The sequence below is a fragment of the Sphingobacterium sp. UDSM-2020 genome, assembly GCF_016132525.1.
Lineage (GTDB): Bacteria > Bacteroidota > Bacteroidia > Sphingobacteriales > Sphingobacteriaceae > Sphingobacterium > Sphingobacterium anhuiense.
In genome coordinates this window covers 5,165,141-5,188,105 of record NZ_CP066166.1, presented here as the reverse complement: position 1 = coordinate 5,188,105, position 22,965 = coordinate 5,165,141, and the positions used below count along the sequence as shown (strand labels likewise).

Here is a 22,965-nt window from a genome sequence, read left to right as displayed (position 1 = left end):
AAGTAAATACTGTTTTAGAGTTGTCTATAAACCATTGAGATATAAGTAACTTAATTTAGAATGGAAACAAGACCAGAAATTTTAACTTCTGGTCTTGTTTGTTTAAAAATGCATGTATTAGAGCGAGTCATTGAATACATTTCATTTCTAAGGGATAATAATCTTATAAAACTTATAATTTTGATAGTTCGTTATTTATTAAAATAAGTTCCTCTGCAGTAAAATTGATATCCATTGCCTGTGCATTGGCTATCGATTGTGACGCATTTCTGGCGCCTGCCAATACCACAGTGATGCCTGGTTGCAATGTTGTCCAGCGAAGGACCAATTGTGCTACGGTAACACCCTTGTTTTGTGCAATAGGGGCAAGTGTTGCGATCAGGCTTTTTACTTTTTCGAGATCAAACTGTGAGAAATAACCGTTGCGGTGGTCATCTTGTTTTAAGGTGTTTTCTGTGAAGTATTTTCCGGTCAGTAGTCCTCTTTCCATCGGGCTGTAGGCGATAATGCCGGTTTGGTTTTCCAATGCATAAGGCACTAGATCCTGTTCAATACTGCGGTTGAGCATGCTGTATGAAACCTGATTGCTGGCTAGGGTAAGTGTTGCCGATGCTTCTTTTAATTGATCAACGCTGTAGTTACAAACGCCCGCTGCACGGATTTTTCCTTGCTGGATCAGAACTCCTAAAGCCTCCATCGTCTCGCTGATAGCGGTAGTCGAGTCCGGCCAGTGGATCTGCAACAGATCGATGTAGTCGGTACCCAAACGTTTCAAACTTTCTTCCAGCTCTTTAATGATATTGGCTTTAGATGCAAATTTATATACCGGTATTGTTTTACCGTTCTCTGATGCATCAAAGAAAAATTCACCTTTTCCCTGGTTACTTCCATCCCAGACCAAACCAAATTTGGTCAGTAACTGTATTTTTGATCGGTCTTTTCCTTTAATGGCTTTGCCGATCATTTCTTCACTGAGACCAAATCCATAGAAAGGTGCAGTATCAATACTTGTCACACCGTGATCAAGTGATGCATGTACGGAAGCAATGGAATCTTTTTTTTCATTTCCGCCCCACATATTGCCTCCAATGGCAAATGATCCATACGTGATGGCCGATAATTCTAATGCTGTATTTCCTAATTTTCTATATTCCATTGTGCGGTTGTTTTTAAATTAATGTTGTTGCAAGAATGATTGGTTTTTCCTGAAGCTTATCTGCTACAAGTTCACCAAATGCCTGGATGTAGGGTTGCTGATTGTGCGCATCTAAACCTTGCTGGCTCTTCCATATTTCATAAAAGGTGAACAGGTTGCTGTCATCGATACCTTGATGCAGGCTATATAGTTCGCAGGCATCCTCTTTTCGGGTTTGCTCTACCATATGCTGCAGTACGGAAAGAACTGCAGCTCTATGTTCATCTTTTGTTTTAATGATGGCTGTTAAATGTATTTTCATGATACTAATGCTTCTGTTAGTTGTGGGGTAAATACTTTGTCAAGGTGTTTTTGGTAGGCTTCCATATCACGTAATATGTCTGCGTTTTTTTCCACATCATGGAAATGAAAGCTTTCTAATTTTTCAAGGGATGCAAATGCATTCATACGATGAAAACCAAATAAAGGACCGTCATCTACACTGGTTTGATTGAAAAACTCTCCGGGTAAAGTGAAGGCAGTCTTTGGCGCATTCCAGCTGCTGGTCACCATATATTTGCGACCCTGCAACATACCACCAGTTCCGTAGTTGATGTCCGGGTTTTCAGAGCGGCGGCCGTCACTGTGGTATATGCCTGTACGGTGCCCTGCGGTAAACACTTCGTCAATATACTTTTTAAAAGCATTTGGTACCTGGAACCACCACATTGGAGTGTGGTAAATAATGTAATCTGCCCAAACAAATTTCTGAACTTCTTCGTCATGATCGTAAGCATCTGAAATATGGGTTACTTTGATTTCTACGGAGTTAAATTTTTCAAAAAAAGCGATTGTATTTTCGGTTACTGTTTTATTGAACCGTCCGCTTGAATGCGCGAATGATTGTCCGGCGTTGATAATTAATATATGTTTCATATGTAAATGAATTTTCTTTTAATGGGCATATGGAATATCCAGATTATTTTTATTGCTGTTAGGCTATCGTGGATATTTCATTTTGCTTTATTTTAAATTTACTGTTACAAAGGTATCGGGGTTTTTGTTATTACAGAAATAGTATAAATTATAATTAAGTATTATATTTATGATACTTGTATTTTCACATTATACCGTACATGATTTACCAAACTTAATATAGACGATTATATAGGAATTAGGGGGGTGAGCATTAATGAATTTTTTTAATATTCTGAAAAAGAATGGTTTATGTTATAGTGAAAATGACCAATACTAGCATTTATAATCTTTTTATTGTTATAGACGTATTATTTTTATGATACTTTTAGTATTTTTACATCATATTTTTGATAATATGGTTAATTTGGAATGGTACCGCACTTTTAAAGCGATCTATAAGACAGGAACATTAACAGGTGCTGCGGAAATCTTATTTATTTCACAGCCGGGTGTTAGTTTGCATTTAAGTTCATTAGAAACCTATGTTGGTAATAAGTTGTTTGACCGTACAGGTCGAAAAATGATCCCAACAGAACATGGAAAAGTATTATATAATGCGTTGGTCGAGCCCTTAACAAAACTCGAGGAGGTGGAGAAAAACTTTCAGCGCTCAACAGAGAAACATATCCCGACAATAAGTGTAGGCATGTGTTTTGAAACTTTTCAGATTACTTTGGAACAATATGTCTCGACACTGCCTTTTAATCTGATTATCAGTTTCGGCGAGTATCCCGAAATGCTTGATCAGCTGGACAAAGGTATTCTAGATTTGATCATCACCCCTAAAAAGGGGGTGTCGGCCAATATTGAGCATGAACCGTTTTCATATGAAAAAATAGTACTTGTAGGGGGTAAAGAGGTCGATATTGACGCTTTTAAAGAAGTCCTGAAAACAAAAAATAAGGGTTTTATTGAAGATTGGCTGAAACAGCAGAAGTGGTACGGTACAACTGGCGATATGGAACATCTTTTTAATTTTTGGAACTTAAATTTTGGTAAAAAACCAGATTTTAGACCTAATTATATTGTCCCCAATCTGAATTCTATCGTACGCTGTTTAAGTGCAGGTGGAGGTCTGGCTGTTGTGCCTGATTTTTTATGTAATACTGAGATTGATAACGGGCAGATCCAACTGGTGTGGGAAGGAGATAAAAAACTCAAAAATACGTTATATTTTGGTTGTCGAAAAAAGACACTCCATCAGGAAGAAATTGATCATATTAAAACATTGTTTAGAAAAGTAATGGCCCGATAATTTTAAGCGTATTTTATGGAAACTACTAAGATAAAATGGGGAATAATAGGCTGTGGTGATGTAACGGAAAAAAAGAGCGGACCTGCATTTAATAAAGTACCGGGTAGTGAGCTGCTTGCTGTTATGCGTAGAGATGCTGAGAAAGCTGCTGATTATGCGCATAGGCATGGAGTTCCTTTTTGGTATGCTGATGTTGACGGAATACTAAACAATCCCGAAATTAATGCCATTTATATTGCAACTCCTCCATCTTCGCATCTGGAATACGCACTTTTAGCATTGAAGCACGGAAAGTATGTTTATGTTGAAAAGCCTGTGGCACTTAACGCCAGTGAAGTGTCGATTTTGGCAAATGCTGTTCAGAAATATCAAGGTAAATTGGTGGTTGCTCATTATCGCAGACAGCTTCCGCTATTTTTAAAAATTAAAGAAATGATCAATAATGGTCTTATTGGTAATGTCCGGATGGTGGAGTTGCGTCTTTGGCAGAGCCGTTCTCCGGCTTTAGTCACTAAGGGAGCTGCTGATTGGCGGACAGATCCTGCGATATCTGGTGGTGGTTATTTCTTTGATCTTGCACCACATCAATTGGATCTGATGATCTATTTTTTTGGCACGCCTTTGTCTTATCATGGTTTTAGCCTAATTCAATCTACGGATAGTGCTGTTGCTGATCAAACAAGAGGCACAATTGTTTTTGATAACACGATCGTTTTTAATGGAAGCTGGTCTTTTAATGTAGCATCGTCGGATAACGTGGATTGCTGCGAAATAGTTGGAGAAACGGGGAGCTTAACATTTTCAATTTTTAGTAATAAAGTTGTTTTGAAAAATGAAAGTGGAGAGGAGGAATTTTCATTTGATCATCCCGAAAATATACAGCTACCAATGATTGCAAGCACAGTTAACTTCTTTAAGGATATGGGAGCTAATCCAAGTTCCATTGAAGAAGCGGTAACGTTAATGCAGATTATTGATGCTTTTGCTACTGTGGAATAATGAGGGTATTGATTTAAAAAATAAGGGTTGTTCAATTATTGAACAACCCTTATTTTTTAATGTTTTTGTCTATTACAAAATAGACTGACATACTTTAAGCGACCTCTAGTGTTGCTTGAATTGTCTTCGTAATCGCATCCGATAATACTTCCTTATATGCCATGAAATGGATTTGACGATCTACTTCTTCAGATACTTTTAAAGCTGTCTTAGCTGTCTTTACAGCTTGCAGTTCATTTAAATAAAGATCGTTAAATGTTGCGGTATCTTTATTTTTTAGTATTCTTATCGTGTGTGAATATTGTTCAAATATATCAGTGATGACAGCTAAATTTGCACTATCAAAATGTTGAAGTTCATTTGTTTTTTCAGAAAGCTTCTCAAGCTTTTTTCTTTCTTTTGCGTAACCCATAATCCTGCGAAGTTACAGATTTTTCTACAGCTATTTGCAAATGATGTGGAATAGTCTAGAAGAGGTTTATTCCATTGGGCAGCTACCAGGTTGTAGGCGGTACGGTTCGAGCAAGCAAATAAGGTTGATCTTGATACAAAAGTATATTGTTTTACAGGATAGGCGAGGGAATAAAAGTAAAGTATTTATTAACTTTATGTTACAATAGCTGATCCATTTTGATTTTTTATGGGTAGCATGTGACTCTCTTTAAGCCTACCAATTTTTTCATTTTGCTAGTATATGCATGCAGATTCATAATCATATAATAAGTTCATTTTCTATTGTTTAGTTCATTTTTGCGCAAGTGTTTAATTTCGTTATTTGTAATAAATATTACTGTTTTGTTATTGTTTTGGTAATTTAAATACGATTTTTTTTAAATTGTTTATTTAATTAGTAGTGTATGTTAAAAATATTTTATTTATTTGTTTCTGCATGTTCACTTGGAATCATGCACACTAACATACATTAACGAACTAAATTAAATGAAAAATTCTAAACTATTTCATGTTTTAGCCTTTTCTATGGTATTTGGATTTGGTGGTCTCAACCAATCGATCGCCAGTACGCTGTCTGAATATCAAAGCAACCAAGTTAAGATTTCTGGAGTTGTTAAAGATGCGACTGGTCCGATCTCAGGAGCATCTATTGCTGTAAAGGGCACATCGATCGCCACTTTTACGGATGCTTCAGGTAGATTTACTTTAGCGACTATTCCTGCAGGATCAAAAATTGTGATCAGCTATGTCGGCTATGCATCTAAAGAAATTGAATGGAAAGGGGAAAGTAACTTGAATGTGCAACTGGAGTCTACATCAAATGATCTGGATGAAGTTGTTGTGGTTGCTTACGGTACCGCTAAAAAATCAACCTTTACAGGATCTGCGTCGGTGGTGAAATCGGATCAGCTGGAGAAAATATCAGGATCGGGATTTGCAGAGGCATTGCAGGGGATGAGCCCAGGTGTTAATGTGGTGAATAATGAAGGTAACCCGGGCGGTGACACCCGTATTCAAATTCGTGGTATCAGTTCTATGTCGGGTAATTCTAATCCGCTATATGTGGTGGATGGTATGCCTTATGATGGACAACTGAATTCAATATCGCCTTCGGATATTGAGTCGGTTACAGTATTGAAAGATGCTGCAGCATCATCATTGTACGGTTCGCGCGCAGCAAATGGTGTGGTCGTGGTGACAACTAAAAAGGGAAAAACAGCTAAACCGCAATTGAATTTTAGATCGGCATGGGGTACTTCGGACAATGCAGTCAAAAATCCGACAAAAGCTTCTCCGCAGGAACAATTACTGAATACTTGGGAAGCCATGTACAATGATCAGTTCTATAAATATAACTTAACATCGGACAAGGCCGGAGATTGGGCTTCGGACAATGTCTTGAGTAAACTGCTTAAGCAGGTGACCAATTCGAAAGGTGAACCTACATATGTTTCTCCTTTTCAGCATATCAATGAAGACTATGTGTTGCATGATGGTAAGGGTAATCCCTATATCAATCCAAACTTGAAAATGATCTGGAATGAAGAAGATTATGATGTGTATAAGGCTGTTTTTTCTAGAAAACTAAGACAGGATTATGGCATGGATGTGTCGGGAACTGCTGGTGATGGAAAGACAAATTATTTCCTTTCCTCTTCGTACCTAGATGATAAAGGATATGCTTCCAATCAGTACTTTAAGCGTTATGGCTTCCGTGCGAATGTGACGACTCAAATCAACAAATGGTTACAGGTGGGTGGAAATGTTTCTTACAGTGGGTCTAGACAGAATGTTTCTGGTGCAGCACGTGCTTTAGTGTTTACGACATCGATGTATTCACCTTATTTACGTAATCGCGATAATACAGATTGGGTTTACTCCGAAAAAACAGGTAAACGCATGTACGATTATGGCGATTATGTTAATAATTTCTTTGGAGCCAATGTGTTACAGAATAATGGTGATTATTGGAATAATGACAATGATGAAGATTTCAATAATTTTATGCGTACGATGATGGCATCACGTTTCTTTGCTCAGGTTACCTTGCCTTATAACTTGAGTTTCAAAACGAGTCTCAGTATTGACGATAACAGTTCTAAAAACTTTTTGTACGGATCTGCAGTTCATGGAGCAGGACAGCTCGCTCCTTATGGTGTAACGGTGCTTACTAATGGTGGAAATGCGACTCGCTCGAATACGAACACTAAATCAGTGACGTTTAACAATATCTTAAGCTGGAATCAGGATTTTGGTAATCATAATTTTTCTGCATTGGCCGGTCAGGAATCGTATACCAACAACAGTCTTTACGACTATGGTTATGGTGAAGGCATTATGCAATTGGGGCAATATGAACTAAGTTCGACAACCAAGAACTGGCAGGTGCAGTCCAATAAAAACCGTTTTGCTTTATTATCTTACTTTGGAAAGTTAGATTACAATTATAGCGGTAAATACTATTTATCGGGTTCATTCCGTCGTGATGGATCTTCCCGTTTTCATCCGGATAACCGCTGGGGGAATTTCTTTTCCGCAGGACTTTCCTGGCAGATCGCTAAGGAAGATTTCTTAAAGGATGTGAGCTGGTTAGATAACTTATCCTTCCGCTCCAGTTATGGTACTACCGGTAATGATAAGTTAAGCCGTAGAGGAGATAACGGTGTTGGAACCGGTGATATTTACTATGCCTATCAGGGTGTATATGAAGCAAGTGATCTATATGGTCAAGCGGGTTTAAAACCATCTGCATTTCCTACGCCTGCTTTGATCTGGGAGAAGAACAAGCAATTTAATGCTGCATTTGATTTTGGTATTCTGAAAAACATCTACGGTACCATTGAGTATTACTCCCGTACTGCTTCTGATTTGCTTTACTACAAAGAGTTTCCACTTTCTGCACAGGTCGGTAATGCGAATGGTTTGAATACAAACTTAGGTGATTTGAAAAATTCGGGTTTTGAATTCTCATTGGGTGCTGATGCGATCCGTAATGAAAACTTTAGATGGAAAATTGATGCGAATCTTTCGACGTTGAAGAATGAGATCACTTATTTGCCAGGAGGTGAATTTACGTACAACAACCGTGGTGCTGGTTATAAACTTTCGGAGGGATATTCCTTGTATGAATTTTATATGGTGAAAAATGCAGGTGTTAATCCTGAAACAGGAAACATGCGTTACTGGATACGTGATGGTGAAAACTGGAAAATGACGGAAAACTATGATAAGGATGTCACTTCGAATGATTATCAACGTATAGGGTCTGCTCTTCCTAAAGTGTATGGTTCTTTGACCAATGCATTTAATTATAAAGGGTTGGATATGTCCTTCATGTTGTACTATTCGCTAGGTTCTAAAATGTTTGATTATGCTTATGTGGAGCGTACAGCAGTACGTGGTGGTGTTGGTGTAATCCAGGATCTAATAGAAGACCATTGGCGCAAACCTGGTGATCAGGCTTTATTACCTAAATTTTCGAATGATGACTATGCGAGTACCCGTAAAAATTCTGATTTCTATGTGTTTGATAACGATTACTTAAGACTTCGAAATGTTTCTCTAGGTTATACGCTGCCGACAGCTACAATGGCGAGACTGGGGCTGTCTAAAGTGCGTCTGTATGTTTCTGGAGACAACTTATTAACGTTTGGGTCGGCTAAGAATCGCTATTCTGATCCGGAGACGGCTTTATCTGGTAATAATTATAATGGTTCTGCAGATAAAGATAACGGAATCCAAGGTTCAAGAAGAGTGTATATGGCTGGTTTACAAGTGTCATTTTAAGAAAGAATAGAAAATGAAAAATATCGTTAAAAGTTTACAATATATTGCATTAGGAACTGTTGTTTTAATGCAAACAGGCTGTAAGGATTTCCTTGATGCTAATTCTTCAACAGCGACTTCGGAGAATGTTGTTTTATCAAGTGCTTCTCAATTGGAGCGTGTATTGACTGCTACTTATAGACAATTGTATTTCAATGATCAAGGAATGGATCGGGTATATGCTGGTTTACCCGGTTTGCAGATGTATGTTGATTTAGGGGGTGCTGATATTGTGAGTCACACCAATATGGGAGGCAATCAGGTAACAGCATATACTTATGAACCGCAAAAAACACAGACGACGGGTTTATCTAATGGAATTTGGACGATGATGTATAAAATCATCAATCAAACAAATATCATTATTGAAGCGTTGCCTGCCGCGCAGGGGGAAGAGACATTAAAAAACCAGATTATGGGTCAGGCAAAAGCGATTCGTGGTCTTTGCTATTTCCATCTGATTCAAAATTATCAGCAAACTTATATGTTGGCTAAGCAGAAACCAGGTGTTATTTTGCGTTTGAGTCCTAAGGAAAGTGAAAATTTACCTCGAGCTACTGTAGAACAGACTTATGCACAAATCGTCAAAGATTTGACGGATGCAAAATCGTTATTAGCTAATTATACACAGCCTAATAAATGGACCATTGATAAGTATGTGGTTTCTGGTCAGTTGGCACGTGTGTATTCGGTGATGAACAATTGGCAAGGTGCTTATCAAGAGGCGAAAACTGCTTATACAAATTATAGTCAATTGATGACCAAGACACAGTATCAGTCTGGATTTGATGATGTGATTACAAACAACTATGCTGAGGTGATGTGGGCAGTTCCATTTACAACGACTAATAACCTAGGTGGAGGAACACAATTTAACTTCTGGTATAACCAGGATGAAAGCTATGGCGAGGGTTATACGGATGGGCCTATTTACTCATTTTTGGATTTCTTTGCTGATGGTCAATATGAAAAACTGTTTGAAAAAACGGAAGATCGTTACCAATTTTGGAAACGTACTAAAAATGCTTCTAAAGAATGGTCGACAAAATGGGCGTATAATAAGTACAAACATTATGGTGATGCGAATGGTGCTAAACAGGGAAATACGAGACCTGAGGTTTCTTTAATGCGTGGATCTGAGATGTTATTGATTATGGCTGAGGCTTCAGCTCAATTAAATAATGGTGAGGGTTTGGGTTATTTAAATAGATTGCAAACGGCTCGTGGAGTTAAAAGCTTGACAGTTGCCGCTTCTGGAACTCCGTTGCTAGAGGCTATTTATGTGGAAAGACGCAAGGAACTGTTATGTGAGGGAGTTACTGGAATTTATGATTTATTGCGTTTGCAAAAACCACTTGTCCGTATTCAGGAAACAGCAACTTATGTAGAGGGTCACTATACTTGGGGTGTGACGAACTTGAACGGTTATGTTGCAAGCAGTCCGGCACCAACGGGAACTTTTCCTTCTAATGACTACCGTATGCTCTGTCAAATACCACAATTGGAAATTGCCAATAATACGGCACTTTCAGAGGCTGATCAAAACCCTTATTCAGGAACAAACTAAGGTAGTCTGTATTCTGTAAAAACAGTTTTGTAGGTACAAGCTATAAATATGAATGTAAAATGGCCTAGTGTAATTCACTCGGCCATTTTAATTTTTTTACTGATTAAAGACGTCTTATCCAGATATTGCGGAAGTCAACAAGATCGCCATGGTCTTGCAATACGATTGGTCCTGGACCGTGAACTAATGTTTTTGGTAATCCGATGTACTCTGTAGTTCCTTCGATCTGCGTATTGTACTGTACCACAACACCATTGTGTAAAACGGTTACGATGCCTTTTTTGATTAATACACCATCGGCATTAAATCGTGGAGCGGTATACAAGACGTCGTAAGTATGCCATTGTCCAGCTGGTTTGGTTGCTGTGACCAAGGGTGGCTGTTGTTTATAGATCGATCCTGCTTGTCCATTGACATAGGTTGGGTTATTATTGTTGTCTAAGACCTGTAATTCATATTGACCCTGCAAAAAGATACCGCTGTTTCCTCTTCCTTGTCCTTCACCTTTGATGACTTCCGGACTTTTCCATTCGACATGAAGCTGGAAATCTTCAAAGTTTTCTTTTGTCTGGATATTCCCTGTTTTTGGGGTGGACGTTAAAACGTTATTTTGTACTTTCCAGGGTGCCTGCTCTTTTACGTTATTGGAACTTACCCATTGGTTCAGATTGGAGCCGTCAAAAAGAACGATCGCATCAGAAGGGGCTTTGTTCTCAGTAGTTGTCACCGTACGCAGTACTGGAGTATAAAACTCGGTATCCTGCGGTTGAAATTTCGTTTGGGCATAACTTAAAGAACCAATTAGGCTCGTGCTGAGGACACAGCAAGATATATAAATTTTGTTCATTTTGTAATAGATTGATTTCACGTAAATATAAGTATTCAATGTTAAAATCTGATATGCTTTTATGTAAGACTATTGTGATGGAAGTTTAGAGTGATTGAAAATGACCATAGAAAAGAGGGTATAACTCATGTTTTAAAGTTGGGACAAAAGGTTGTCCGCCAAAACTAACAAAATGATGCATTTAAGCGTTATAATTATAAAAGGAAACACTTTATCGTCACCTAGTTTTTCATTCAGTCAGGATAGAGCCCTTCGAGGGTTTCATGTACATCAATAACTAAAAACATGGATACACTAAAGCAATATCACGAGAAACGTAATTTTGAAAGTACAGAAGAGCCTAAAGGTAAGTTAAAGATTAAACGAGATAAAAAATTGCGCTTTGTTGTACAAAGACATCATGCCAGTAGATTGCATTATGATTTTAGATTGGAAGTAGCCGGTGTACTAAAAAGTTGGGCTGTACCAAAGGGACCATCATTGTTTCCTACCGATAAGCGATTGGCTGTTCAAGTTGAAGATCATCCCGTCGATTACGCAAATTTTGAAGGAACAATTCCGGAAGGTAATTATGGTGCTGGTATCGTAAGTGTTTTTGATAAAGGGTATTATGAGCCTTTAAATGGACAAGATGAAGATGCTTTTTTAAGTAATTTAGCGGATGGGTCTATTAAATTTGTCCTACATGGAGATAAGCTCAAAGGAGAATTTGCTCTTGTCAGAATAAAAAGTGATCAAGAAGGTAAGTCGTGGTTACTCATTAAACATAAAGATGAATATGCAACCGAAGTATCCTATAATGCTGAAGATGCAGTTCCTGAAAAAATAAAAAAAGAAGGATTAGAATATAAAAAAGTAGGAGCAAAGAAGAAGTCAAAACGAATAGCTAAGCCATCGAATAATAGTGAACCAGAGCTGACTGAGCTATCGCCAATGTTGGCCAAGCTAACCGATGCTATGCCCGAAGGGAATGATTGGTTATTTGAAAAGAAATTTGATGGTTTTCGCATTATTGCAGTAAAAAAGGATGAACATATTTTTCTTTATTCCCGAAATGGAAAAAATATGAACAAACTATTTCCTTCCATTGTGAAGGAGCTAATGGCTTTAAATAGGAATGTTTGGTTAGATGGGGAAGTGGTGATAGAAGATAGCACAGGTAAATCGTATTTTCAGATGTTGGCAACAGGCGAACCATTGGGTAGTTCCTATCAACTGCATTATTATATCTTTGATATTTTGAATTTGGATGAAAATGACTTAAGTCAATACCCTTTATCTGAGCGAAAAGAACTATTGACTTTGTTTTTTAAAGGATTCAAAAGTCAAATGATTGAGTTGGCTAACTTACTAAAAGGGACGCCTATGTCCATTTATCGTCAAGCGGAACGAAAGAGATGGGAAGGAGTAATTGCCAAAGATCTTACCAGTTTTTATCATCCTGGAAAACGAAGCAATCAATGGCTTAAGATTAAAATTCGACAAAGCCAGGAAGCTGTTATTTGCGGTTTTACAAAACCGCAGGGAAACCGTTCTTCTTTTGGAGCTCTAGTTTTGGGTTGCTATGACAATTCGGAGTTAACCTATCTAGGTAACTGTGGTACTGGATTTAGTGATGAGTTGTTGGAAATATTAATGGATAAATTGAAAGGGCTTATAATAAGCAAGAAGCCGTTTCCTCAAGATGTATCTGTTGCGAAGGAAAAGGAAGTGACTTGGGTGAAGCCGGATCTCGTCTGCGAAGTTTATTATTCGGAGTGGACAATGGACCATCATTTACGTCACCCGGTTTTCAAGGGATTACGTACAGATAAAAAAGCTAAGGAGATCGTCATGGAAGAGGTCAGAAATGAAAGGGTAAAAGAGAAGATAATTTCTATAAACCGCCATCGTGTAAAACTCACTAATCTTGATAAAATATATTGGCCAGATGAAGGATATGTGAAAGGTGAAATGCTTGAATATTATGAACAATATGGTGATTTACTATTGCCTTACTTAAAAGATAAGCCAATTTCACTTCATCGTTTTCCTAATGGAATAGGAGCTGATAGTTTTTTTCAAAAGGATGTCGATTTAAAACAAATTCCAGATTGGGTAAAGACCGTGCCCATATATGCTGAAAGTACGGATAAAAATATCGATTATATGGTGTGCAATAATAAAGCAACCCTCTTGTTTATTGCAAATCTCGGCTCTATTGAGATAAATCCATGGCTATCGACGTATAAAAAGATTGAAAATCCGGATTTTGCAGTTCTGGATATTGATCCAAATGGAGCAGATTTTGATTCGGTAATTGAAATAGGGCTGACTGCTCATCGAATTTTTCAACAAGTTGGAGTTGCAGATTATATTAAAACATCTGGTTCGACAGGATTACATATCTACTTGTATGTCAAACAACGGTATACTTATGAGGTTGTACGCGATTTTATCCAGCTCATCGGAGAAATGATTCATGAGGAGCATCCTGATACAACAAGCCTTATCCGGGATCCTAAGAAAAGAAAGGGTTTAATCTATCTTGATTTTTTACAAAATAGAAGAGGACAGACCATCGCAGCTCCATATTCTATACGTCCTAAACCTGGTGCTACTATCAGCACGCCTTTACATTGGGAGGAAGTAAAGAAAGGTTTGGACATCAGACAATTTAATTTAAAAACTATAACGGAGCGATTGAAGAAAGTGGAGGATCCATGGAAAACCTTTTTCGACACACCTAGTAATATTAAAGAAGCTTTAGCGAACTTATAACTATTGTCAAAGCGTGAACATTTAATGGGTATTTGAATATTTTAAGATTTATAAATATCAATTTTTGTCTTACTTTTAGTAAATTGTATAGAGAAGTAGACGGTTTATTTGTTGAATAGCAATACCATAAAGAAATTTAACCATTTATGTGAAAAATTATGATCTTTCATTGGGGTTAAATACCCGCTCTTGCGTATAAATTCAATGGTTGAATACACATTTCTAATTGTTTGAAAATAGTGTTGATGATTTAACTTGTGGTTTAGGGGGTATTAATACTCTTTTTTTTGAAAAAATATTAAAGGATATAGCACAGCGATTGCTTTAATGTTATCAACAATGCATGAATATTAAAATGATCCATGCTAGATAAAATTAGATTAAGTGTTAACAAAGATGTACGCAAGTACAGCAATAAAAAACTATCCTTTATGACAAAGACAGAATTTAACACCCAAGTGATCGAGCAAACAAATGAGCTCAAAGTTTTTGCAAAGCGTTTTACAAATGATTATGACGAGGTCAATGATCTTTTGCAAGATACCATGTTAAAAGCGGTAAGCTATTTCCGTAATTTTCAAGAAGGATCTAATTTAAAAGCATGGCTTTATACCATCATGCGCAATACTTTTATTAATAATTATCGACGTACAACTAAAAGTCGTTCTTTTATTACAACAGAAGAAGAGATCAGTACTTCGCATTTGCAATATTCTTCGGTAAGAAATGGTGGAGAAGATAAATTTGTGATGGAAGATATTCAGAAAGCATTGGGAGAATTGGATGAAGGGTTCTATATACCTTTTACTATGTTGTACGAAGGATATAAATATAATGAAATTGCTGAACATCTTAACCTTCCTATTGGTACAGTGAAAACTCGTATCCATATTGCAAGAAAAAGACTAAAGGGAACTTTATCAACATATAAAAATTAAACAGGATTAATTTCCATTTTGTGAAAAGAAGGGCATTCCTTGGGTTTAGGCCTTAGGAAGCCTTTCTTTTTTTGTTTTCAACTTTCCTGTTTGTGTTTTTTAGAATGGTATTTTCCGATTTCATAAAGGGAACATTTTTATGGATTTTGGGTTATTATACAGGAAGCAGGCTATAAAAATTGTATATGAAGAATTTATTTAATGAAAAACATCGCTTGGGCTTAGGTGGCGTGGCTATAGGAACTGGTTTTGAAGTATTATCAGATAAGCAGTCATATGATATACTGCAAAAGGCATGGGATTTGGGTATTCGATACTATGATACGTCTCCCTGGTATGGTCTAACAAAAAGTGAAGCGCGATTTGGAGAATTTTTAAAAGATCAAAATCGGTCTGACTATATCCTCTCTTCAAAAATTGGTCGATTATTTGATCCAGTGATACCCGAAGCTGTTCCGCCTACCATGTGGAAGGCACCATTTCCATTTGATTTCGAACATGACTATACTGCAGATGGAACTAAGCGTTCGATTGATGATAGTTTACTGCGGATGGGCGTTGATCATCTTGATATTGTATTTGTACATGATCTGTCCGAAGATCAGGTTGGTGACCGCTATGACTATTACTTCAAACAAGCAGCAGATGGCGCATTTAAAGTATTATCCGACTACCGTGACCAAGGTATAATAAAAGGCTGGGGACTTGGTGTCAATAAAATTGAACCTATTTTGGACTGTCTTGCAGTAGCGGACCCTGATATCTGTCTGTCTGCCACTCAATATTCAATTTTAGAACATGAAGATGCTGTCGACCGCCTTCTACCCGCTGTGCAAAAAAGTGGAGTAAAGCTCGTTTCTGGTGCTGGATATAATTCAGGATTTATTGCTGGGAGAAACCGATATAATTACAAATCTTTTATACCAAAGGGCATGATTGAAAAACGTGAGCGTATTGCACAAATAGGAGCTTCTCATGGTGTCGGAATTATCCCTATTGCCCTTCAATTTGTGCTTGCAAGTGAGGATTTCGTTTCAATCATACCTGGTGCAAGTACTACAGATCAAGTACGATCCAATGTCGAGGCTTTGAATACCGTAATTCCCCCTCAACTTTGGGAGGAATTAAAAAATGAAGGTTTAATTTATAACAATGCTCCTGTGCCACAAATTTAGTGTTACAGAGACATTGTGTTATAGATAAATGATAAAAAATGATTTCTAGGCGTTTAACAAAGTGATCAGGACTATGGAAAATAAAAAAAAAGGATTTATAAGTAAATACATAAACATATTTAAATCGACAGTATCGGGATTTATGAATGAAGATTGTCTTAAATACAGTGCCTCACTTTCGTATTACACTATATTTTCAATCGGTCCGATTCTCGTGCTTATGATTTCCCTTGCAGGGATCTTTTTTGGAGAGGACGCGATTCAAGGGAAAGTGTTTTCAGAAATGAGAGGTTTGGTTGGTCCAAGCGCCGCCAGACAAATTCAGGAAGTGATCAGCAATCTGAAACTATCAGGTAAATCAAATTTTGCATTGATTGCTAGTATCATCACCTTGGTAATTGGAGCTACGACTGTATTTGGAGATATTCAAAATTCCATTAATAGGATATGGCATGTTCGGGCAAAACCAAAACGAGGCTGGCTCAAGTTGATTACGGATCGATTGCTATCTTCCTCTCTAGTTGTTGGACTTGGATTTTTATTAATGGTCACATTGGTTGTCAATGGTATCATTCTAGCTTTTACAGATCGATTGCAGGTCTATTTCCCTGATATAACAGTTTTCTTTATGAATGCAGTTAATTTTGCATTAAGCTTTGGAATTATATTTATTTTATTCGGAATCATATTCAGAACATTGCCTGATGTTAAGATCGAGTGGAAGACTGTACGCACGGGAGCTCTTTTTACAGCCTTATTATTTATTATCGGTAGGTATGCCATTGGATTATATTTAGAATCTTCCGGAACTGAGTCAACCTATGGTGCTGCAGGTGCACTTGTATTAGTATTATTATGGGTATACTATACTGCTGCTATCTTGTATTTTGGTGCGGTCTACACACGTGAAAATGCCATTGCAAACGGTATACCGATTAAACCTGCTGACTATGCGGTTTATGTAGAAGAAAAGGAGCGTGAGCGTGTGGTGGAAGAAATTCCGGCCAAACCCGCTGATCAAGGTGTGTCTTAATATAATGTTGTCAGATGATTATCAGGATTTTATGCTGTTATTTCGATTTTCATGAATAGGAGGTGTATAAATTTTTTGATAATACTATTTCGAAAAGGTTAATATTAATGATAAGTTTGTTGTTATCAATGCTATTTTCTTTCCGATCTGCGGTAAAGATATCTGGCAGTTGAATTACTTTTCAATTATTAAATATAAATGATGATAAAGACATCTTTAATGGTATGTGTTATGATGATGGGAATTTCTGTATCGGCACAGCGGAAGGGTTATCTTCCGCAGGGAGAAAATCAAGAAAGATATAAAGAAATCAGTGGACGGTACGGGAGTAATGACGGCATCTGTCTTTTTGAAGATGGTACTTTTATGCTTTATGGCTATGCTACAGCAGTTTTTGGGCATTATGGTTTTGAAAAGGACTACTTACTTTTTTATACGGATAAACAAGATCTATTTGAGATCTATGCCCACCAAGATCCATCTCTAGGCGCGGGAACGAAAATGGCTTTTGTAGGTTTTGAAGATGGAAATACCTATGTCAAGTTTGATAAAGACAGTGTACAGCAAGTGTTTAATGACGATGCGAACTGCTTTAGTAGCCCATTTGTATATGAAAAAAATACTTTTCCGAGAAGTATTAGTTTATATGCCGCAGAAAATAGTCAGGACGATTCTCTAGCTTCATGGAATTATCAGAATGATAAAGGCTTTAATAATTTTGTGCTCGTACACAATAAAGCCCGACGAGAATATGAAGATTTTTCCGGAGCGTTATATAAGAATGAAGATAATCAATTGGTGATCCAGCTTTCTAATTATGGAGGGGAAGACGGTTATAAGAAACAGGAAAGTGATCATGAATGGAATGATATCATGATGATGAAAAATGAATATCTTACATCGTTTAAATCACGTGATTTTATGCTTGTTAATAAGCATTATGGCACTTTTGAAAGGGATCTTTCTACCTATCGTCTGGACAAATTTACTAACCAGTATATGCGGCAGGATGACCCGGATAATGATGCCTATTATGAAGATAATGTGTATCAGGATGATCGTATCTTGAGTCAGTTTCTTAAACAGAATCTTATGGATAGGGTTATGAAGGGACGAGAAGAATTAGTATTTTCCGATTCAACTATCTTTTTCAGTAGCTGTACTGAGATCGAAAAGTCATATCGTTATAAAGGAAAAGTATTGAAGAAGGTCGATGATGAAGAGCTGAAGGAGGTTGTGGCACCTCTTATCATGACATTGCCGGTCGAACAAACTAATACGGGGAATGAGAAAAATAGTAAAAAGATCCATAAATAATATAAACCTTCATAGACGATGTAATCTTTCTCTTTGTCCTAGATAGATCAATGTGTACATGGAATCATTTCTTTTTAATTGAGGCTATGCGCTAAAAAATTCAGGTTGTTGCTTATATACTTTGATACCATACATTGATGATATTTTGAAGTCAATTGATAATGAGTAAAAAAAATAATTCTATCAGTATTTCGAAAAAAAAGTTTGGAAAGAATAATAGTGCCATTTCATTAATTTTTGTCATTATGTTTTCTCTTTTAGGAGTCATTGGCATTATAATAGATTGGAAAAGTGGACTTTCCGGACTTGCTTTAGTAACTGTACTATATGTTGTTCATAGCTTCGTCAAGTTCAACTATTTTCTCTACTTTATTGGCTTGTCCTTTGTTGCTATATATCTGTTGAGTGAATGGCAGGATATTGAATTTTTACAGATCGTCCTTTCTTCGATTTTTCTAACTTTTTTATTTTTCATAAAATCGAGTTATCAAACTTATAAAGCACTTGATAGTTTTGAAATTTTCTATTTGGATAGCAGAGAGCTACATTGTTTATCAACGGAGAATGATGCAGATTATAAAGGCTATGCACTAGATCCTAGAAGTTATTTAAAGAAGTATGCTGCAGAAAAAATTAGCGCTATCTCTTTCAGAAGAAAAGATATGACCATTGCAATAGATGATCTATTGATACGACCTAGAGCGCTAACAACAATTGATCTAGAACAGATTTACGATTTTGTAAAAATTAATTATCCAAATCTTTTAAATAGAGACAAGTTTATTCAACAAAATCTAAGTAAAGAAAATCAATATTACATTCATAAGATTTATATTTTTAGTCCTATCCTCATTTTGGCACTTGTTATCTATTTCTTCGGAGATAATGGTAAAGATCATATCCTAACGCTTTGCTGTTTAATACTAATGGTTATTCTGCCAGTTGTCATTAGTAAATTTTTAGCAAGAGTATGAAGTGTACTTTTCAGTATTAATATTTTCATAGCTAAATCATATACTAGTTTTTTCGTTTAAAATAGTCGAACACGGATTGTAAGATCTCTTAAGCGAATTGTAAACCCATCACAATATTGTCGATGTTTAAGGTATTTTTGTAATAGTAACAATTGAACATCATCGAGATTGCTAATGGTGTCATTTTCAAATTATATAAATGAACTATTTATTATTATTTTTCTTTACGATTTTATCTGCCTGTACCAATAATACGATACAAAAGCAGGACATGCGAAAATCTAAAATAGTGCAATTGCCAGGACATTATAATGTGCAGGATAATGCATGGGAAAACAGCGATCCCAATTATGATGCTTATTCTTCATTTGGAGAAGATCTTTATGCCACATTCAGTAAGTTGGATAAAGATGGAAATAGTTTGGGTCTGGGTCTTATTGATAAGAGTGGGAAAGTTATTATACAGCCTATTTACAGCAGTGTAACGATGCGCATTAGGGCGGAAAATGATTTTTTCGTCGTTAGTGATTCCCTTAATAATTATGGTATAGTCAATAGCGAGGGTGTTGAAATTGTAAACCCTCAATTTGATGATATCTATTTTGGGAATAATGCGGCCGATTCGATGGATACAAAATTTGGATTGATAAAAGTCAGTAAAAATGATAAGAAGGGCTACATCAATGCCGCTGGTCAAATTATTGTTCCGGTAAAATATGATGATTTATTTATGATGGGCAAGAATGGCTTGATCATGTTTCAAGTTTTGATTCCTATAGGTAATGGTAACAATACCGCTAAATGGGGAATTATGGATTTTAATCAAAAAATAATTAGCCCACCTCGTTTTTCTTATCCAAGTCGTTTTGAAAATGGTAGCGTAACACTTGTATCAGAAGGTATAGAATATGATGTAAATGAAAATGGAATAATTAAAAAAAAATAATGAACACTTTTTTTTAAGCCTTATTATGTATCATAATAACGTTGCGAAAATCTGCTTATTAAAGCTATTGAAAAATGAAAGATTTTTTTAAAAATAAAATAACGATCTTTTTTACGTTAAGTGCATTATCGATTTTGATCGGAATTTTAATTGCGATTATATTAGCTACGGGGGTTTCTGCTCCAGATAAGTTAGCCGCGATGTACATTTTTTTTGGACTGATTCCTGTTTTGCTCATCATTGTGATTGACAGAATTTGTGTTTGGAAATTTGGAACAAGAAAAGTAAATAAAATTCAGCTTTATATCCTGATCTGTTTTATTGGTCTGTTTGTAATCAATTGGATAAGACTACGATTGCAGGTGTAAAAACCTCAGTAATATAAATAATTAAAACATAAGATAAATTTAAATGAAAAGTAACAAAACCAAAATGATTCTTTTAGGAACAGTAGCTGTATTAATCGTATTGCTTATTGCTAGTAATTTTATATATATCACGCCAAATGAAACATTGCTCTATAAAGCGCAGCAATATGTAACCTATTCAAAAGCTGATTGGGAAAATTATGAAGAAAATAAAAGAATATTAGCAAATAATCCAACAGACGGTAATATTCAAACTGAGGTAGCTGCGGTAGTTTCTCCTGATGATATTTACTCGTTAGATACGAGCCGTGTGGCACCTGAAGTTGTTGCAAGTGAACTTGAAAAGATTAAAAAAGCAAATTTTGATCGTCTTGTTGAAGCTAAAATTAGACCTGATCATGAAGATGCACAGGCTGCGTTGATCCGCCATACTGATGGCCGATTAACGGACGTTATTATTAATCAAAAGATCAATATAAAAGTTGGTAAGTGTTACGATAACCCAAATACAGATGGCAATTACAATTGTGTAAGCTGTATGATTTTGTTATATAATAGAGATAAGAAAGATTGGCAGGAAGCACCTGATGGAGATAATTTTCTTAAGCCCGCGTATGATTTTTATCAGCCGTCAAAAAGCGATATTTGGGAAGCTAAAGATCTGACGATGCGTATTCCGTTTGATTATGATCTGTATAAAAAGTTTGAAGGTAAAGAATAAATTTTTGAGCTCAATAATTGGAATGTAGTGCCATGATAGCCATGGCACTACGTATCGTGATTGTCCACTTCATTTGGATTTGGCGGAAGCGGATTTGTGTCTTTTTTTGGTGGTGTACCGGTATTGCTTTTCACTTTGTTCTGAGATACATCATTAGATTTCTCTTTGGGAATTTTTGCTGTTGTTTTTAGAGCTTTATTTTTCATATAAACAAATCATTGTCGTAGTTTCATTATGAAGATAGTCTTTTATTGCTGTGAAATATGTTCGTAATGTTGTTTTGCTGAACAGTGTCATTGAAACAAATTGTTGAAGCTTTCGGTGCTGTGCATAGCTCATTCAGTAACTGAAATTGTTTCTTTCCTACATTTGCCCAAGACATTTGTTTTCCATATTCTAAAGCATTGTTTCTGTAATAATGCATTTTCTCAGGTTGATCTAAAAGATCATTGACAACTGCCGAAAGTGCATGTGCATCATTAAAAGGAAAGAATAACCCACGGTCATCTGCTAAGAGGTCTTTAGCATACCAATATGGAGTCGAAATACAGGCCGCTCCAGCACCCAGTGCAAATGACAGTGTTCCACTGCTGATTTGGTTTTCATTTGGGTAAGGAGTGACATAAATATCGCAAGCGCTCAAATATTCCTTTAATAGTTTTTCGGATGCAAATTGATTGACAAATTGCACTTTATGACCAATATTAAGGGCCATCACCATATCCATCAAATCATGTCTGTACGAGTCACCTTCATGCTTTAAAACATTTGGATGTGTTGAACCTAATATAATATAAACGAAGTCGTCATTCTCAATTTCAGAAACTGCCTGAATCGCTGTTTCAAAACCTTTGCTTTTACCTAAAAAGCCGAAACTGAGCATGACTTTTTTATTTTGAAATCCTAATTTTCTCTTCGCCATCTCTTGGTCGCAATCGAAGTTTGGAACACCGTGTGGTATTAGACTTACCTGATTACGATCAATTTGATATATTGTCTCTAGCATATTGATGGCACGACTCGTCATAACCGTGATTTTACTGCTATACTGCGCTAGTTCACGGAGAATACGGTATTCATTATGATGGGGATGTTCCAGCACGGTATGTAAGTTGGTCAGAACGGGTACATTTAAGTGTTGAAGTAAGTCAATAATGTAGCTCCCTGTTTCTCCGCCAAATATTCCGTACTCGTGTTGGATGATACAGGCATCAAATGCATTGTTGATGACATCGGCCGCCTGAATATAACTATCTAAATTTTCTTTCTCTATGATATAAGTTACTTCTTCAGGAAACACATATTCCGAACCATCAGATACCGCAAATATGTGATGTTCATTCGCTAAAGATCGTGGCAGGGAGTGATAAAGATCATGTGAAAACGTTGCAATTCCGCACTGCCTAGGTGGGTAAGTTCCAATAATAGCTATTTTCATTTTTTAGTATAAATTAAATCCACAAGAATTATTGAATGATATGGAATATTTCGGTACATTCTTCTTGTATTAAGAACAGGGTAAACGCTGTTAAGTTCAATTCGAATCGAATCCGGTGATGTAAACAGGCATTTATTCTTATAAACAGGTATAAATTACTGTTATCACCGAGGTTGTCTCTTTATTTGTCAGTAACTCATAGAATTATCGTTTAAATAATTCCTTTTTATTGTTCA

The 22,965-nt window shown here is 36.4% G+C and carries 20 protein-coding genes; 13 read left to right on the top strand and 7 right to left on the bottom strand.

The annotated features are described in order from the left end of the window. Positions 1-172 precede the first annotated feature (172 nt). From JAZ75_RS21905 to JAZ75_RS21895, 3 genes are read right to left on the bottom strand one after another with little or no spacing between them, the layout of a single operon-like run. A complete protein-coding gene (locus tag JAZ75_RS21905; protein ID WP_208698541.1) occupies positions 173-1,156 on the bottom strand; it encodes an aldo/keto reductase in 984 nt (327 codons plus the stop codon). Between the two features lie 13 nt (positions 1,157-1,169). Then, a complete protein-coding gene (locus JAZ75_RS21900) occupies positions 1,170-1,457 on the bottom strand; it encodes a putative quinol monooxygenase (RefSeq protein ID WP_168126932.1) in 288 nt (95 codons plus the stop codon). Continuing rightward, complete coding sequence (locus JAZ75_RS21895) at positions 1,454-2,071, bottom strand: NAD(P)H-dependent oxidoreductase (RefSeq protein WP_208698539.1); 618 nt, start codon at positions 2,069-2,071, stop codon at positions 1,454-1,456. The genes JAZ75_RS21900 and JAZ75_RS21895 overlap by 4 nt, the downstream gene beginning before the upstream one ends. A 358-nt stretch (positions 2,072-2,429) precedes the next feature. On the opposite strand from JAZ75_RS21895, the gene JAZ75_RS21890 reads away from it, so the two are divergent. Further along, entirely contained in the window at positions 2,430-3,368 is a 939-nt protein-coding gene (locus tag JAZ75_RS21890) for a LysR family transcriptional regulator (protein WP_315394177.1), read from the top strand. Positions 3,369-3,383: 15 nt separating this feature from the next. After that, on the top strand, positions 3,384-4,367 hold the full coding sequence (locus JAZ75_RS21885) for a Gfo/Idh/MocA family protein (RefSeq protein ID WP_168126930.1): 984 nt from the start codon (positions 3,384-3,386) through the stop codon (positions 4,365-4,367). Positions 4,368-4,461: 94 nt separating this feature from the next. Here JAZ75_RS21885 and JAZ75_RS21880 read toward each other — a convergent pair whose 3' ends face one another. Beyond that, complete coding sequence (locus JAZ75_RS21880) at positions 4,462-4,779, bottom strand: hypothetical protein (RefSeq protein WP_208698537.1); 318 nt, start codon at positions 4,777-4,779, stop codon at positions 4,462-4,464. Between the two features lie 527 nt (positions 4,780-5,306). Between JAZ75_RS21880 and JAZ75_RS21875 the strand changes: the two genes are divergently transcribed. Both JAZ75_RS21875 and JAZ75_RS21870 read left to right on the top strand, forming a co-directional pair. After that, on the top strand, positions 5,307-8,606 hold the full coding sequence (locus tag JAZ75_RS21875) for a SusC/RagA family TonB-linked outer membrane protein (protein ID WP_208698535.1): 3,300 nt from the start codon (positions 5,307-5,309) through the stop codon (positions 8,604-8,606). A 13-nt stretch (positions 8,607-8,619) separates the two neighbouring features. Continuing rightward, entirely contained in the window at positions 8,620-10,212 is a 1,593-nt protein-coding gene (locus JAZ75_RS21870) for a RagB/SusD family nutrient uptake outer membrane protein (RefSeq protein ID WP_208698534.1), read from the top strand. A 103-nt stretch (positions 10,213-10,315) separates the two neighbouring features. Here the strand turns inward: JAZ75_RS21870 and JAZ75_RS21865 are convergent, their stop codons facing one another. Next, positions 10,316-11,059, bottom strand: coding sequence for a DUF1080 domain-containing protein (locus JAZ75_RS21865; protein WP_208698532.1), 744 nt, complete (start codon positions 11,057-11,059; stop codon positions 10,316-10,318). 285 nt (positions 11,060-11,344) lie between these two features. Here JAZ75_RS21865 and ligD point away from each other — a divergent pair, with 285 nt between their 5' ends. The 9 genes from ligD (at position 11,345) to JAZ75_RS21820 (ending at position 21,291) form a co-directional block, all read left to right on the top strand. After that, positions 11,345-13,819 (top strand): DNA ligase D, encoded by a 2,475-nt coding sequence (gene ligD, locus JAZ75_RS21860; RefSeq protein ID WP_208698529.1) that lies wholly within the window; start codon positions 11,345-11,347, stop codon positions 13,817-13,819. 431 nt (positions 13,820-14,250) lie between these two features. Next, positions 14,251-14,757, top strand: coding sequence for an RNA polymerase sigma factor (locus tag JAZ75_RS21855; RefSeq protein WP_168126926.1), 507 nt, complete (start codon positions 14,251-14,253; stop codon positions 14,755-14,757). Between the two features lie 185 nt (positions 14,758-14,942). After that, on the top strand, positions 14,943-15,932 hold the full coding sequence (locus JAZ75_RS21850) for an aldo/keto reductase (protein WP_208698527.1): 990 nt from the start codon (positions 14,943-14,945) through the stop codon (positions 15,930-15,932). Between the two features lie 73 nt (positions 15,933-16,005). Further along, complete coding sequence (locus JAZ75_RS21845) at positions 16,006-16,965, top strand: YihY/virulence factor BrkB family protein (RefSeq protein WP_168126924.1); 960 nt, start codon at positions 16,006-16,008, stop codon at positions 16,963-16,965. A 198-nt stretch (positions 16,966-17,163) separates the two neighbouring features. After that, entirely contained in the window at positions 17,164-18,282 is a 1,119-nt protein-coding gene (locus JAZ75_RS21840) for a hypothetical protein (protein ID WP_208698525.1), read from the top strand. Positions 18,283-18,443: 161 nt separating this feature from the next. After that, entirely contained in the window at positions 18,444-19,256 is an 813-nt protein-coding gene (locus JAZ75_RS21835; RefSeq protein ID WP_208698523.1) for a hypothetical protein, read from the top strand. A gap of 199 nt (positions 19,257-19,455) precedes the next feature. Next, complete coding sequence (locus JAZ75_RS21830) at positions 19,456-20,202, top strand: WG repeat-containing protein (protein ID WP_208698521.1); 747 nt, start codon at positions 19,456-19,458, stop codon at positions 20,200-20,202. A gap of 74 nt (positions 20,203-20,276) precedes the next feature. After that, positions 20,277-20,570 (top strand): hypothetical protein, encoded by a 294-nt coding sequence (locus tag JAZ75_RS21825; protein WP_132773818.1) that lies wholly within the window; start codon positions 20,277-20,279, stop codon positions 20,568-20,570. A gap of 43 nt (positions 20,571-20,613) precedes the next feature. Further along, positions 20,614-21,291, top strand: a complete 678-nt coding sequence (locus JAZ75_RS21820) for a hypothetical protein (protein WP_208698519.1) — start codon at positions 20,614-20,616, stop codon at positions 21,289-21,291. Between the two features lie 47 nt (positions 21,292-21,338). Here JAZ75_RS21820 and JAZ75_RS21815 read toward each other — a convergent pair whose 3' ends face one another. Together JAZ75_RS21815 and JAZ75_RS21810 are read right to left on the bottom strand one after the other, a co-directional pair. Next, positions 21,339-21,497 (bottom strand): hypothetical protein, encoded by a 159-nt coding sequence (locus JAZ75_RS21815; RefSeq protein ID WP_208698517.1) that lies wholly within the window; start codon positions 21,495-21,497, stop codon positions 21,339-21,341. A 26-nt stretch (positions 21,498-21,523) separates the two neighbouring features. Next, positions 21,524-22,729 (bottom strand): glycosyltransferase family 4 protein, encoded by a 1,206-nt coding sequence (locus tag JAZ75_RS21810; protein ID WP_208698515.1) that lies wholly within the window; start codon positions 22,727-22,729, stop codon positions 21,524-21,526. Positions 22,730-22,965: the final 236 nt, after the last annotated feature.

What these genes read in the sequence shown, in the direction of transcription:
- JAZ75_RS21905 (WP_208698541.1), bottom strand. Translation starts at nt 1,156, where the DNA reads ATGGAATATAGAAAATTAGGAAATACAGCATTAGAATTATCGGCCATC.
- JAZ75_RS21900 (WP_168126932.1), bottom strand. Translation starts at nt 1,457, where the DNA reads ATGAAAATACATTTAACAGCCATCATTAAAACAAAAGATGAACATAGA.
- JAZ75_RS21895 (WP_208698539.1), bottom strand. Translation starts at nt 2,071, where the DNA reads ATGAAACATATATTAATTATCAACGCCGGACAATCATTCGCGCATTCA.
- JAZ75_RS21890 (WP_315394177.1), top strand. Translation starts at nt 2,430, where the DNA reads ATGATACTTTTAGTATTTTTACATCATATTTTTGATAATATGGTTAAT.
- JAZ75_RS21885 (WP_168126930.1), top strand. Translation starts at nt 3,384, where the DNA reads ATGGAAACTACTAAGATAAAATGGGGAATAATAGGCTGTGGTGATGTA.
- JAZ75_RS21880 (WP_208698537.1), bottom strand. Translation starts at nt 4,779, where the DNA reads ATGGGTTACGCAAAAGAAAGAAAAAAGCTTGAGAAGCTTTCTGAAAAA.
- JAZ75_RS21875 (WP_208698535.1), top strand. Translation starts at nt 5,307, where the DNA reads ATGAAAAATTCTAAACTATTTCATGTTTTAGCCTTTTCTATGGTATTT.
- JAZ75_RS21870 (WP_208698534.1), top strand. Translation starts at nt 8,620, where the DNA reads ATGAAAAATATCGTTAAAAGTTTACAATATATTGCATTAGGAACTGTT.
- JAZ75_RS21865 (WP_208698532.1), bottom strand. Translation starts at nt 11,059, where the DNA reads ATGAACAAAATTTATATATCTTGCTGTGTCCTCAGCACGAGCCTAATT.
- ligD (WP_208698529.1), top strand. Translation starts at nt 11,345, where the DNA reads ATGGATACACTAAAGCAATATCACGAGAAACGTAATTTTGAAAGTACA.
- JAZ75_RS21855 (WP_168126926.1), top strand. Translation starts at nt 14,251, where the DNA reads ATGACAAAGACAGAATTTAACACCCAAGTGATCGAGCAAACAAATGAG.
- JAZ75_RS21850 (WP_208698527.1), top strand. Translation starts at nt 14,943, where the DNA reads ATGAAGAATTTATTTAATGAAAAACATCGCTTGGGCTTAGGTGGCGTG.
- JAZ75_RS21845 (WP_168126924.1), top strand. Translation starts at nt 16,006, where the DNA reads ATGGAAAATAAAAAAAAAGGATTTATAAGTAAATACATAAACATATTT.
- JAZ75_RS21840 (WP_208698525.1), top strand. Translation starts at nt 17,164, where the DNA reads ATGATGATAAAGACATCTTTAATGGTATGTGTTATGATGATGGGAATT.
- JAZ75_RS21835 (WP_208698523.1), top strand. Translation starts at nt 18,444, where the DNA reads ATGAGTAAAAAAAATAATTCTATCAGTATTTCGAAAAAAAAGTTTGGA.
- JAZ75_RS21830 (WP_208698521.1), top strand. Translation starts at nt 19,456, where the DNA reads ATGAACTATTTATTATTATTTTTCTTTACGATTTTATCTGCCTGTACC.
- JAZ75_RS21825 (WP_132773818.1), top strand. Translation starts at nt 20,277, where the DNA reads ATGAAAGATTTTTTTAAAAATAAAATAACGATCTTTTTTACGTTAAGT.
- JAZ75_RS21820 (WP_208698519.1), top strand. Translation starts at nt 20,614, where the DNA reads ATGAAAAGTAACAAAACCAAAATGATTCTTTTAGGAACAGTAGCTGTA.
- JAZ75_RS21815 (WP_208698517.1), bottom strand. Translation starts at nt 21,497, where the DNA reads ATGAAAAATAAAGCTCTAAAAACAACAGCAAAAATTCCCAAAGAGAAA.
- JAZ75_RS21810 (WP_208698515.1), bottom strand. Translation starts at nt 22,729, where the DNA reads ATGAAAATAGCTATTATTGGAACTTACCCACCTAGGCAGTGCGGAATT.